General features: G+C 46.2%; 8 protein-coding genes. 3 read left to right on the forward strand and 5 right to left on the reverse strand.

Annotated elements, in window-relative coordinates; translation table 11 throughout:
• Nucleotides 1-8: 8 nt before the first annotated feature.
• Nucleotides 9-1142 carry a fused PTS fructose transporter subunit IIA/HPr protein gene (gene fruB, locus ITG09_16745; protein UPR54604.1) on the reverse strand — a complete coding sequence of 378 codons (1134 nt, stop codon included), beginning with the start codon at nucleotides 1140-1142 and terminating at the stop codon, nucleotides 9-11.
• Between the two features lie 384 nt (nucleotides 1143-1526).
• On the opposite strand from fruB, the gene cra reads away from it, so the two are divergent.
• On the forward strand, nucleotides 1527-2531 hold the full coding sequence (cra, locus tag ITG09_16750; protein UPR54605.1) for a catabolite repressor/activator: 1005 nt from the start codon (nucleotides 1527-1529) through the stop codon (nucleotides 2529-2531).
• Nucleotides 2532-2563: 32 nt separating this feature from the next.
• Here cra and ITG09_16755 read toward each other — a convergent pair whose 3' ends face one another.
• The 4 genes from ITG09_16755 to nirB all read right to left on the reverse strand — a co-directional run bounded on the left by ITG09_16755 (nucleotide 2564) and on the right by nirB (nucleotide 9365).
• A complete protein-coding gene (locus ITG09_16755; GenBank protein ID UPR54606.1) occupies nucleotides 2564-4354 on the reverse strand; it encodes a bifunctional protein-serine/threonine kinase/phosphatase in 1791 nt (596 codons plus the stop codon).
• 416 nt (nucleotides 4355-4770) lie between these two features.
• Nucleotides 4771-6237 carry a NarK family nitrate/nitrite MFS transporter gene (locus ITG09_16760; protein ID UPR54607.1) on the reverse strand — a complete coding sequence of 489 codons (1467 nt, stop codon included), beginning with the start codon at nucleotides 6235-6237 and terminating at the stop codon, nucleotides 4771-4773.
• A gap of 141 nt (nucleotides 6238-6378) precedes the next feature.
• Nucleotides 6379-6723 carry a nitrite reductase small subunit NirD gene (gene nirD / locus ITG09_16765; protein UPR54608.1) on the reverse strand — a complete coding sequence of 115 codons (345 nt, stop codon included), beginning with the start codon at nucleotides 6721-6723 and terminating at the stop codon, nucleotides 6379-6381.
• Between the two features lie 59 nt (nucleotides 6724-6782).
• Nucleotides 6783-9365 (reverse strand): nitrite reductase large subunit, encoded by a 2583-nt coding sequence (gene nirB / locus ITG09_16770; GenBank protein UPR54609.1) that lies wholly within the window; start codon nucleotides 9363-9365, stop codon nucleotides 6783-6785.
• Nucleotides 9366-9837: 472 nt separating this feature from the next.
• Here nirB and ITG09_16775 point away from each other — a divergent pair, with 472 nt between their 5' ends.
• Both ITG09_16775 and ITG09_16780 read left to right on the forward strand, forming a co-directional pair.
• Complete coding sequence (locus tag ITG09_16775; GenBank protein UPR54610.1) at nucleotides 9838-12420, forward strand: nitrate reductase; 2583 nt, start codon at nucleotides 9838-9840, stop codon at nucleotides 12418-12420.
• A gap of 159 nt (nucleotides 12421-12579) precedes the next feature.
• Nucleotides 12580-13176 carry a hypothetical protein gene (locus ITG09_16780; GenBank protein ID UPR54611.1) on the forward strand — a complete coding sequence of 199 codons (597 nt, stop codon included), beginning with the start codon at nucleotides 12580-12582 and terminating at the stop codon, nucleotides 13174-13176.
• Nucleotides 13177-13290 lie beyond the last annotated feature (114 nt).

Below are 13290 nucleotides of genomic sequence, written 5' to 3' on the forward strand. Positions count from 1 at the left end.
TCGATTCCTTAACCTTCGCCAAGGCCTGAAGCGATAGCTTTGCCAATCGATTCAAGTGCTTGTGCTGCATCTTCACCTTCAGCAACAAACTGAAGCTGGTGGCCGTGTTTAACGCCAAGTGCGATTACTTTCATCAAGCTCTTCGCGTTCACTTCTTTTCCGTCACCATCTAGGTTTGAAACGCGGATTGTTGATTCGAATTTCTTCGCTTCAGCAACCAGCATTGCACCCGGACGAGCGTGTAGGCCGTGCGCGTTTTTGATTTTGAAGACTGCGCAGTTGTCATCGTCTTGAGACGCTGTAGAAACCGCTTCACCTTTTAGAAGGCCAATCACTTGTGCAATGTCAGCGGTTAACAGTTGTTGCTGTTTACCTTCGAAAACCATCTTGCTTAGGTTTGCCAGAATAGATTGGTGTGCGCTGTTACAAGCTGCGAATGCGACTAATGCTTTCACTGGTGTGCCTTCGTACTCACAATGGTTTGCTGTTGAAACAAACGATACGCCAGTGCGAGTTACGCCTTTATCGCTGCCCAATAACCACAGGCCTTGGCCTAGGTGAGTCGGTGTTTTTGTTACTAGGTCAGCAACGAATGCGTTGTCTGTGCAACCTGTGTTCTTAAGTAGGCCGCCCGCAACTGCAGACATTTGAACCATGTCGCTTGCAGGGAACAGTAGCTGAACCAAAGAAGCGTCTAGGTCTGCTTCTAGTTGAACTTCGCCATTAAGTAGGGCGATGATTTCGTCTTCTGATTTCGCCTGCTTTAATTTCTCTTCAACACCGTCTGCCGCTAGAACCTTTGTTAGCTGCTTAAGGATGCCTAAGTGCTCGTCAGATTTCGCTGCAATACCAATTGCTACGTAAACACGGTTGCCGTCTGCCCAATCAATACCTTCAGGAAAGTGGTGAACCGCTACGCCTGTCTCTTTTACTAGGCTACGCGTGTCAGTGGTGCCGTGAGGAATCGCGATGCCGTTACCTAGGAACGTAGAGTTCTGGTTTTCACGGTTCAGCATTCCTTCAACGTAGCCAGAGTCAACTAAGCCTTTCGCGGTTAGGTCGCCAGCAATGTTCTGGATAGCTTTGAATTTGTCATCGGCCGTTTGACCAAGAGTGATGTCGGATTTTGATAGTTTAAGCATGGTGCCTCTTTAGCGTATCGCTTGAGAATTTGTGTATCGCTACGATTCAGTCTAAAGCAAATGTTACTGAGCTTTACTCGTTGCTTGCTCTTTGTTTTATCTTGGCTGAATCGGTTCAGCATTCAGTGTAAAAAAATTCAGCAAAGCCGATTTTGGTTTTCAAAATAGTTTTGCTGCGTGTCGTAATTCCAGTTTCGTTAACAACAAGAAGCCGAATCACGACAAATGACGCTCAATCCATACAAAAGGATGATTGAAGTCACTTTTCAGATTTTGCTGAATCCTTTCAGCTTTTATACTGAATCGATTCAGCATATAATTCAACTAATCCAAGGATCAGAAGATTGGTTATATGATCCTACGCACAAAATACAGGTCACCCATATGACACTAGATGAAATTGCCAAACTAGCCGGTGTGTCGAAAACCACGGCCAGTTATGTCATCAACGGCAAGGCGCAGAAATACAGAATCAGTGAAAAGACTCAGCAGAAAGTCATGGCGGTTGTGGAAGAATATAACTACCGACCAGACCATGCTGCTTCGTCGCTGCGTGCTGGTAATAGCCGTTCATTTGGTTTGATTATTCCCGATCTGGAAAACAGCAGTTACGCGCGTTTAGCAAAACTGATCGAGCAGAACTCACGTAAAGTGGGCTATCAAATCCTGATTGGTTGCTCTGATGATGATGCTGAAACCGAACGCAAAGTAGCAGAAGCGTTGGTGAGCCGTCGTATCGATGCCTTGCTTGTTGCGAGTTCAATGCCAGACGCCAATGAGTTTTACTTGAAGCTGCAAAATTCAGGTACACCTGTCATTGCGATAGACCGTCCGTTGGATGATGAGCATTTTGCTTGTGTGATCAGTGAAGATTTCGAAGCCGCGTTTGAACTGACCCATTCGATTCTCGATGACAGTATTCATAGTGTTGGCTTAATTGGTGCGTTACCTGATCTGAACATTTCACGTGAACGTCAGCTGGGTTTTGAAGCGGCGAATAAAGCACATACTCAACAAACAAGGCTAATAGAAAACAAGCCGATGGTTGTGGGTTATGGCGAACACTTTGATAGAGAATCAGGGCGTGAGATTTTTGAGGGTTGGATTGCGAAAGGTACAATTCCCGATGCGATCGTGACTATGTCTTACACCTTGTTAGAAGGTGTGTTGGATGTGATGGTCGAAAAGCCAGAGCTGATCAACCAAGTGAAGCTGGCGACCTTTGGTGATAACCGTTTATTGGATTTCTTACCTTTCAAAGTCCATTCACTGCCTCAGCAATTCGAAGTGATTGCCGACAGCGCTTTTGCACTTGCTTTGAACGCGTCAGCTAAGCGCTATCAAGCTGGTATTGAATTAGTGCCGAGAAGCTTAGTCAAACGAGGCTAGCATTCATTTAACAGTTAGTCAGAGCTTAACCGTTAACTAGAACCAAGCAATAAGCCCATTTCTACAATGGCAACAATGCCGAGCAACAAAGCCAACACTTTCCAAAACTGGATAGGGTTTCGGTTTATCAAAGGTTGTTTGGCTTTGCTTTTCACCAAGCTTTGGTTTGGTGTGTAAAGGTCTGCCACAAAATCCCCCAACACTTGATGGCGTTCGCTTGGCGATTCCGCGCAGGCTTTTTGTAACACCAAATCCACCCAAGCCGGTATATCAGCACGCTTTTGTGTGAGTGGTTGGTATTCCCACTGATGATGACGAGATTGCTTAAGCGATTGTGCAGTCATTTCAGAGTAGGGCAATGTACCTGTCAGCATCTCATAGCCGATCACTGCGATAGAGAACAGATCCGAGCTTGTGGTGGCCGTGTTGTGCTTAATGGTTTCCGGTGCGATGTAATTCACCGCGCCCAGTGGTGTCGAGTCTTGTTCTGTTTGTTCTCCCTCTTCAATACCTCTCACTAACACCGCACCAAGGTCGATGATTTTGATCTCACCATCACGCTGAATCATGATGTTCTCGGGCTTTAAGTCTCGGTGCACCATATCTGCACGTTGTAATACTCGAATGCCTTGCGTGATCTTTTCTAGTATGTCGCGCACTTCATTGAGTGACGGTTTTGGATTGTCGTACATCCATTGTCTCAGGGTGATGCCTTCTACCCACTCACAGATTTGATATAAGAATTGCGAGTTCTCTGGCGTCGGGTAAACCTTCATTACTCTCTTATTTTTTAACAAGATCCCCGCCCATTGTTCATTAAAGAAGGCACGAAGTTGCGAAGGGCTATCGTGATACTGAACGGAAGGGACTTTCAGCACGAACTCGGTTTGGGTCTCTTTCTGCATCACACGATACACATGGCTTCTAGAGCCTGCATATAACACCTCAAGGACCATAAAGTTGTCGATGCTTTGGCCAAGTTTTAGCGCTGGTGGAATCGCGCGTTTAGCCAGCTTTTCATGGAATTCAATGAGCGAAGGTTTAGGCAGATGACTGACTTGCACAATCAAGCAGCTCACGTTGTCTGAGCTATTGTGGCTTAAAGCAGTGTTACAGATGGTTTGTGCTGCGTATTCGAAATCCGATCCAGGCTTATTGATGTGTTCCTTGAAGGTGTTGGGGGAGACAAACTCATGCACCCCATCAGATGTCAGGATAAAACAGTCGTTTTTCTTGATAGGCAGGGTTTGATAGTCAACGTTGAGTTGGTTGTCCATGCCTAAGGCACGTGTTAGATAATGCTTCTGCCCCATATTTTTACGCGTGTGATCGCGTGTCAGTTGGCGTAATTCTCCATCTCTTAATAAGTAGATACGGCTGTCGCCAACGTGGAATATATGTGCGGTGTTCGATTTAAGTATCACGCTGCTGAACGTCGAAACGAGGGCATTGTGGTTCACTTGTTGTGCGGGATGAATATTAGAAACAGACGTGTTGAAGAGCCAAGAATTGAGTGAAGTTAAGACTTTCTGTGCCGAGCGTTGAATGCTCCAGCTTTGGGGAGTGGCGTAATAGTCGTCGATAAACTGCATCACGCTGGTGTGACTGGCTTTCTGGCCATGCTCACTGCAACTTGCGCCGTCTGCTATGCAGGCAACACTGCCTTTCAACTCTTGTTCCGCGCGAGTTTTGGGGTGTTTTACAATGATGGCATCTTGGTTTTCATCACGTACGCCTTGATTCGAATAACCACCAAACTTAAGCGTTAACTGGTTGTTTGATTCTGGCGCGATGATTTGCCCTTGGCTGAATGAAATTGTCATAACTGGTCTTCTTCTTAACTGCTCTTCTTTTCGCTTCCTTGACAGAACATCCTCGGAAGAACAAAAGCTCTAGTGAACGTAGAGCCTCTGAACGAAGCACCAAAGCGGTGATACCAACCTTGGTGCTTCTCCCGATTCAATGAGTGGTTAGCTCGATACGTTAGGGTCAGTTGACCTTTCGAGCTGATTTTTGCAGCGCTTTGTGGGAAATTTCTACCAGGCAGAGGCTTTGATGTGTAGCTAGCCTACATGAGAAGCCGATAACGCAGTAGAAATGAACCACAAAGGCTGCCCGAAGGGTTCGGCTAGAATCGTTTTATGCTTTGTTAAGAAGCATTTGCTTAGAATGACTAGGCTACATACTTCTTGCCGCGCCTATAACGATTCTATCTCGAACAAAACTTCACCACGAAAGGTCAGCTGACCCTGATCAAGGTCACGCTACCATCGTCATTCACTTCAGCAATTTGGCCGTTAGGCTCTTCCATGAACATCAGAGTAACGAAGCCGAGTACCGCTGTTCCTGCAATTACTAAGAAGAAGGTTTGGTAACTTACGAATGACAACACAGTTAGGTAAACTACCGCACCCACGTTACCGTAAGCCCCCGTCATACCTGCAATCTGACCTGTCATACGACGCTTGATTAGAGGTACCGTTGCGAATACTGCACCTTCACCCGCTTGTACGAAGAAAGAACACGCCATCGCCGCGACAACCGCTAGCCATACAGGCCATGTGCTGTCAACTTGACCCATTGCGAAGTAACCCACAGCAAGACCAATCGTTAGAATAAGCAGTGTTGGTTTACGACCGAATTTATCTGAAATCCAACCACCACCTGGGCGAGACATTAGGTTCATAAAGGCATAAGCTGACGCAACCATACCAGCAAGAACTGGTGTTAATTCAAAGGTTTCAGAGAAGAACAGAGGCAACATAGAAACTACCGCTAGCTCAGAACCAAATGTCGCGAAGTACAATACGTTAAGTACCGCAACTTGCTTGAATTTGTACTGGTGAATCTCTGGCACTTCTTCTTTAAATACGTTCTTGTTTACTTTCCAAACTTGCGACACTTCGTACACGTAAAGCGCAGCCAAACCTGCATACACAGAGTAAACTGCCATGTCAGACAACATGTTGATGTTGCTTGGTGATAGCTTCCAAGTCAGTAGTGCTAAAGCGGCATACATTGGGATCTTCATAATAAGTAGGAAGAAAAAGTCACCCTTTGATGTCACTTCCATCGCCGTTACTTGAGCAGGCTTGAAGTAAGTCGAACCTTTTGGTGTATCTGACACGTTTTTGTAGAAGATAAACGAGAACGCTAAGCTCATTGCGCCAGTAATACCGACCGCATAACGCCAGCCGTCTTCACCACCAAAAGCTAGAGCGAGAGTTGGAAGCGTGAATGCTGCAGCTGCTGAACCGAAGTTACCCCAGCCACCATAAATGCCTTCAGCTGTACCCAATTCATTGTGTGGGAACCACTCAGACACAAGACGAATACCAACCACGAAGCCAGCACCGATGAAACCTAATAGGAAACGTGCAATCGCCGCTTGAATGAAAGAGTCTGCCAGAGCAAACATAAAACAAGGGATAGAACAGACCGCGAGTAGTGAAGAGTAGACCAACCTTGGGCCGTATCTGTCGGTTAGCATGCCTATTGCGACACGTGCCGGAATGGTTAAGGCAACGTTGAGAATAAGGAGTGTTTTGATCTCTTCAGTGGAAAGACCAAGCGAGGTTTTTACCATTTGCAGTAGTGGAGCAAAGTTGAACCATACAACAAAGGTGATAAAAAATGCCATCCAACTTAGGTGTAAGGTTTTCATCTTACCCGTAAATGAAAGCAGCGAAAATTTTGTGTTATCCATGGTTTAAATCCTTTAAATCTGGAAAATTACCCGGTTTTAGCTCGTGCGTTACTTCCGAAATTCGAACGCATTCATGTGGCTAAACCCTATGCCGAAATTGCTCACGCTTTAAAGCGTTTGCAGGATGATGTCGGCTGTTTATTAACTGGCGATAGCAAGAGGTGCGAGAACTTGTACATGTTCACCTTGCTTGCGAACTTCAAATTTCATGAGCTTGAGTTCTGGTTGTTCAAGGCACGCGCCAGTTTCTAAGTGGAAATGCTGCTTGTATAAGGGTGAGGCTACGTAAGGCTCACCGCTTAATGAACCAATTATACCACGTGACATCACATTCGCTTTGCCGATAGGGTCGTAATTAGAGAGCCCATAAAGCGTGTCGCTGCGCTTGCAGTAAAAAATAGCCACTTGGTTATCGTCTACTTTGGCGCAAATCCCCCCATTTGGGGTTAAGTCCCGGGTGCTACATACGGTTGTCCAATTTTCCATGACTTTCTCCTAGTCTAAAATTGAGTTTTTTATTTTTTTATTGATGAACCTGATGAAATTTATGAAACCTCAGTCACGTCGATTTGGTCTGCTTTAGCGAGCTTTTCATCGCGTTTTGAATTCGAAGCATCACTCAAGCTCGGCTTAGGAAAACGTTGCTCTCGCTCTTTGATGAATGACAGGCTAGTGTCCATTTCTTCACTGTTGATGTAGTGCTGGAAGCGCTTCATCTTCTCAGGGTTTTCAATGGTGGTTTTCCATTCACACTGATACTTCTCGATATTGAGTGCGATGTCAGCTTCGAGTTCTTCAGCTACGTTGAGCTTGTCTTCAATCACGACTTGCTTGAGGTATTCAATGCCGCCTTCGAGGTTCTCCATCCATACCGATGTACGCTGTAGGCGGTCTGCGGTACGGGTGTAGAACATCAAAACGCGGTCGATGTATTTAAGGAGGGTGGTTTCGTCTAAATCAGTGGCGAATAGGTCACCATGGCGAGGGCGCATACCACCGTTACCACAGATATAGAGGTTCCAACCTTTGTCGGTAGCGATAATGCCAAAGTCTTTTGATTGGGCTTCTGCACATTCACGAGTACAGCCTGAAACCGCAAACTTAATCTTGTGTGGTGAACGCAGGCCTTTGTAGCGGTTTTCAAGTCGAATCGCTAAGCCGACACTGTCGTCGACACCGTATCGACACCAAGTGCTACCGACACACGATTTCACGGTACGAACCGATTTACCGTAGGCGTGGCCCGTTTCAAAACCTGCGTCAATCAGCTTTTTCCAGATGATAGGCAGTTCGTTAAGCTGTGCGCCAAACAAGTCGACACGTTGGCCACCTGTGATTTTGGTATACAGGTCGAACTCTTTAGCGACTTCGCCAAGCACGATCAATTTATCTGGTGTGATTTCACCGCCAGCAATACGTGGAACCACAGAGTAGGTGCCGTCTTTTTGCATGTTGCCAAGATAGATGTCGTTGGTGTCTTGTAGCTCGATATGTTGATCTTCAAGGATGTAATCGTTCCAGTACGAAGCCAGAATCGAACCGACGGCGGGTTTACACACAGTACAACCCAATCCGTTTCCATGAGAATCTAACAGCTCATCGAAAGTCTTGATTTTGTTGACGCGGATGATGTCAGTCAGCTCTTGGCGAGAATAAGCAAAGTGCTCACAGATATCGTTAGAGACTTCCACACCTAGGTTACTCAGTTCGCTATCGAGAACTTGTTTAGCAAGGGCAGAACAACCACCACAACCTGTTGAAGCGTTGGTGGTTTCTTTTAGAGCCGCCATAGTGGTGCAGCCAGCAGATACTGCGTCTTTAATGTCGCCTTTGGTCACATCAAAACATGAACAGATCACAGCGCTATCAGGCAGAGCTTCAACACCCATTGCGGAGCCAGAATCATCGGCCACGTTAGGTAAAATCAGCACGGATGGGTTTTCAGGAAGGGGCATATCGTTTTGCTTGATTTGCAGTAGCGAGCCGTAGGCTTCTGCGTCACCAACCAGTACTGCACCAACAATCTTTGTGCCGTCAGCCGAAATGATCAGGCGCTTATAAACTTGTTCAATTTCATCGTTGTAGGTATACGATTGAGCGCCTTCCGTTTTGCCGTGTACTTCGCCAATACTGGCAACATCGACGCCAAGAAGCTTGAGCTTAGTGCTCATGTCAGCGCCCGTGAATGCAGCGTCGTCAGTACCATCAGAGACAATATGCGAAGCTGCAATTTTTGCCATCGAATAACCGGGAGCGACTAAGCCAAAAATCTTGTTATCCCAAAGTGCACATTCACCAATGGCATAGACGTTGTCGATATTGGTTTGGCAGTGATTGTTGATCACGATACCGCCACGTTCGCCAATCTCGACATCAGAGCTTCTTGCTAGCTCATCTTGAGGGCGAATACCGGCAGAGAATACGATCATATCGGTTTCTAAATGGGTGCCGTCTGCGAAGTTCATACGGTAGCGAGCGTTTTCACCGTCGACTATTTCAGAGGTCGCTTTCTCGGTATGAACTTGGACGCCAAGGTCTTCAATCTTTCTGCGCAGTAGGGCACCGCCACCGTCATCTAATTGAACGGCCATTAGGCGAGGCGCGAATTCAACCACATGGGTTTCCAAACCAAGGTTTTTGACTGCGTTTGCGGCTTCTAAGCCCAGCAGGCCACCACCAATCACCACGCCCGATTTGCTACCTTTACTTGAGAGCTCAATGGCGTCTAAGTCTTCGATGGTGCGATAAACGTGACAGTGTTCTTGGTCGTTACCGGGAATAGGGGGAACAAAAGGGAAAGAGCCCGTCGCCAAGATTAGCTTGTCGTAACTTTCAACATGACCACTTTCAGTGATGACTTGTTGATTGGCAGTGTCTAGCTTGGCAACCTTTTGGTTCAACAAGTAGTTCACGCCGTTGCTTTGGTAATATTCTTCACTGGTCAATGACAGGTCATCAGCGCTTTTACCGTTAAAGTAAGCCGTCAGCTGAACACGGTCGTAGGCCAGCCTTGGTTCTTCACTAAAAGTAATAACATCAAACTCATCACTCTCTGATTGCAGGATGTTGTCGATAAATTTGTGTCCAACCATGCCGTTACCAACAACGACGATTTTCTTCTTGCTCATAGTCCATTCCTTATTCTCGGCGTCACCATCACTAGCATCTAATTTCTAGTAATTAGCAGATGAATACCGGGTTGAGATTCCACTCAATTCATAATTATCAAGAAAAACAAAAATGTTTTTTCTAAGTCTTGGTTTTTAGTGGAGCAAGGAGGATGCCAGATTACGGTTCGTTCATTTAAATAAAAAATAACTTTTAATTTTCAGTGGTTTAAAAAATAGGGCTAGCACGCAATTACCCCTAAAGTGGTATGTAAATTTTTTGTTAGATTTATACAAATGGGCGTTTGTGGTGCAACTTTCTGCAAGATGGTGCAAAAATTAAGTTTCTATCCTGGTTAAGTCCTGATTGGTTGATTGTTGATATTTGTGTTTTTATTAAACTGTTGTTTTTAAATGAAAATATTTCAAATCCATCGGCTGTTATTAAGTGGCGTGTTATTTGCTTGGTTTAAGTTATTACAATTATGGATAATTGAGCGAGAAACGGATGACCGATTCAAACAACGGCTGGATAAAATCAACCTGTGCTTATTGTGGTGTAGGTTGTGGTATAGAAGCGAGACCGACATCGCTAGGAAAACTAGAAGTGCGTGGTGATAAAGATCATCCATCAAACTATGGGAAGCTATGCACTAAAGGGGTTGCGCTAGGCGACACCGTCACGCCTTTAGGTCGTCTTACACAGCCTGCTTATATTCAGAATAAACAAAAACAAGAGTTAGATTGGAACAGTGCCACTCAGTTAGTCGCAGATAAATTCAATCAAGCCATCGAAGAGTTTGGGTCCGATTCGGTTGCGTTCTATGTGTCTGGTCAACTGCTTACCGAAGACTATTATGTTGCCAATAAACTGATGAAAGGCTTCATTGGTAGTGGCAACATCGACAGTAATTCTAGGTTATGTATGGCTTCAACCGTGGTCGGGCATAAGCGAGCATTTGGCGCAGACACAGTACCGGTTTGCTACGAAGATCTCGAGCAAGCCGATTTAGTCGTGATTACAGGTTCCAACCTAGCATGGTGTCACCCGGTACTTTTCCAAAGATTAAGAGCCGCGAAACAAGCCAACCCTGCATTGAAAGTTATCGTCATCGACCCGCGTTATACCGACACCTGTGAAATTGCAGACATTCACTTGGCATTGGAATCTGGCTCAGACGTTGCACTGTTCAATGGTTTATTGGGCTATCTCGACGATAACGACAAGCTAGATTCAGACTACATAGAAAACCACACCCAAGGCTTTACTGAATCTATTCGATCTGCGACTCAATACCGTTATACCGAATCAGGCTGGGGTGACAAAAGCGTTCCTGAGCTCACAGGGTTAACAGAGCAGCAGCTAAAACAGTTCTACAGTTTGTTTGCATCGAACGAGAAGGTGCTGACCATTTACTCTCAAGGCGTGAACCAATCGACACAAGGGTGCGATAAGGTAAACGCCATTATTAACTGCCATTTAGCCACCGGTAAAATCGGTAAGACGGGCATGGGGCCATTTTCTGTAACGGGTCAGCCAAATGCGATGGGTGGACGTGAGGTGGGCGGTTTAGCTAATACTCTAGCGGCGCACTTTGAATTTGGTGACCCGCAATCACACCAAACCGTCAGCGAGTTCTGGCAAACCGACACCTTAGCCACACATGCAGGTTTAAAAGCGATTGACCTGTTCGATGCTATGAATGAAGGCAAAATCAAAGCGGTGTGGATCATGGCGACCAACCCAGTAGTGAGCTTGCCTGACAGCGAAAAGATTAAAGCGGCATTAGAGAAGTGCCCATTTGTGGTGGTATCTGATTGTATTGCCGATACGGAAACCACTCGCTTGGCTGATGTGGTACTGCCCGCGCAAGGGTGGAGCGAGAAGTCGGGCACCGTGACTAACTCTGAGCGCCGCATCTCACGTCAGCGCCGTATATTACCAAGCCCAGGCGAAGCCAAACCTGATTGGTGGATATTAAAAGAAGTCGCGCAAAAAATGGGATTCAATGAACAGTTTGATTACCGCCACGAAGGAGAGATCTTCAAAGAGTATTGCGAGATGACAGCACTCGGCAATGAAACAGGTAAAACGCGCGACTTGTGCTTAATTGGACTCACGCAACTGGATGAGAAAGGCTATGGCGAACTCACTCCGCAGCAATGGCCAGTATTAGAGTATCAACCAGAGATCATTGAGCAGCGCATGTTCACCAATGGCGAGTTCTTTACTGAATCAGGCAAAGCGCAGTTTATCGCAGTTGAGCACGACAAGCCGATTGCCGATACCAGCCTTGAATTCCCACTTATCATGAACACAGGTCGAATCCGAGACCAATGGCACACCATGAGCCGCACAGGCTTAGCGGCAGGCTTGGGTGAACACACGCCAGAGCCTTTTGTTGCCATGCACCCAGATACGGTTTCAGAACTGAACTTGGATGAATTCGGGCTAGATGCCTTCAACCACGCCACCATTAATCCAGTGGTGAAAGTGCGCAGCGCACAAGGGGAGTGCCAAGCCCGCTTAGTGGTGACCAAAGAGATGCGCCGCGAACAAGTCTTCATGCCTATCCATTGGAATGCCCCGACCGCCAAAGACAGTAAACCATGTGACCTGATCCTACCTCATACCGATGCAGCCTCTGGTCAGCCAGAATTCAAACACACACCTGTAGTGGTTGAGCCGTGTGGCTATCGCAGCGAAGCTGCATTGGTCAGTGACAAAGTGATGGATTGCAGCGGCTTTGATTATTGGGTGCGCCAAAGAGTCGAGGGCGGCTTTCTGTATCGTATCTCATCGTCCAAGAACCCAATGGAGTTGGTGATTCAGCTTGCCAATACCCTTGATGCCTTGCCAGAACCTAACGCGGAGGCGATCAAGTCACTTCATTACCACGGCAATAAATCCTTCAAGAACTACGGCTCTGCCAAGCTGGGTCAGTCTGGCGTAAAGCAAGCCTTCGTGGTGAACAGTAAGCTCGATAATGAAAGCATCGACTGGCTGGTGGAATGCTTAACCCGAGAAGCCGATGAAGAGTTCGAAGCCGAGTTTTTGAGTACCATGGCGAAGTAGCCGACTACCTCAAACCTATTAATACCTAAAGTTAAGCGCCGACAATCACGTCGGCGTTTGTTTTTAAGTATGTAATACCGATTGATTAAATGACAAGTTTCACATATCATTTCACGAATTGGTATGGTGTTCCATAATTTTCTAGGTAGAGGTAAATTGATGTCTAAATTGGCCATTTCTAAATTCTTTGAACAAAAACTGGAGGCTCCGCTTCACAACACCGTGTGGTCTTGGGGAAGTGAGAACGCCAAAGGGATTTACCTACGCGCATGGAACCGCACTAAAATCGGTGAGAAGTTTGATATTGCCAACAGTGGTATGGAAACAGACAACGATGGTAGAACTCGAGCGGGTGGAGTAGAGCGCGCAAAACACGTTAAAGCGATTGCTCAAGGCAAGCCGGGTTACATTGTCGCCATTGAGGGATACGTTGATGACGCAGGCAAATCTCACATTGTCGACTACAACGATAAAGCGGTATTTCGCATCCGATCTCTCACTGTGAACGAGCAAGGCAAAACGCTAGCCGAAGTTGATTACGATAACCCAATACTCATTGAAGCGATTGGTGAAGAGACCGACGTAGTCGCGATTATGCAAAGTCTAGAAGATAAGCCCAAAACCCTTGCTACATTAGCCAAGGCTGAAAAGCTCGGTTGGCAAATCACAGGAATGAACGACCAAGGCGTAACCATTCTACTCAAAGGCAAGAAAACCGGCCTTATCTCATATACTGGCGAATTCAGCGCTGCTTAGGAGTGACTATGTATAACCAAGGCGACCTGTGCCCACACTGCGGCTTAATCATCATGTTACCTACAGATCTAGAACCAAAATGCTTAGGCTGCGGGGAAGAAATCAACCAAGAAG

It is taken from the genome of Vibrio cyclitrophicus (assembly GCA_023206055.1).
In the GTDB taxonomy this organism is placed as follows: Bacteria; Pseudomonadota; Gammaproteobacteria; order Enterobacterales; family Vibrionaceae; genus Vibrio; species Vibrio cyclitrophicus_A.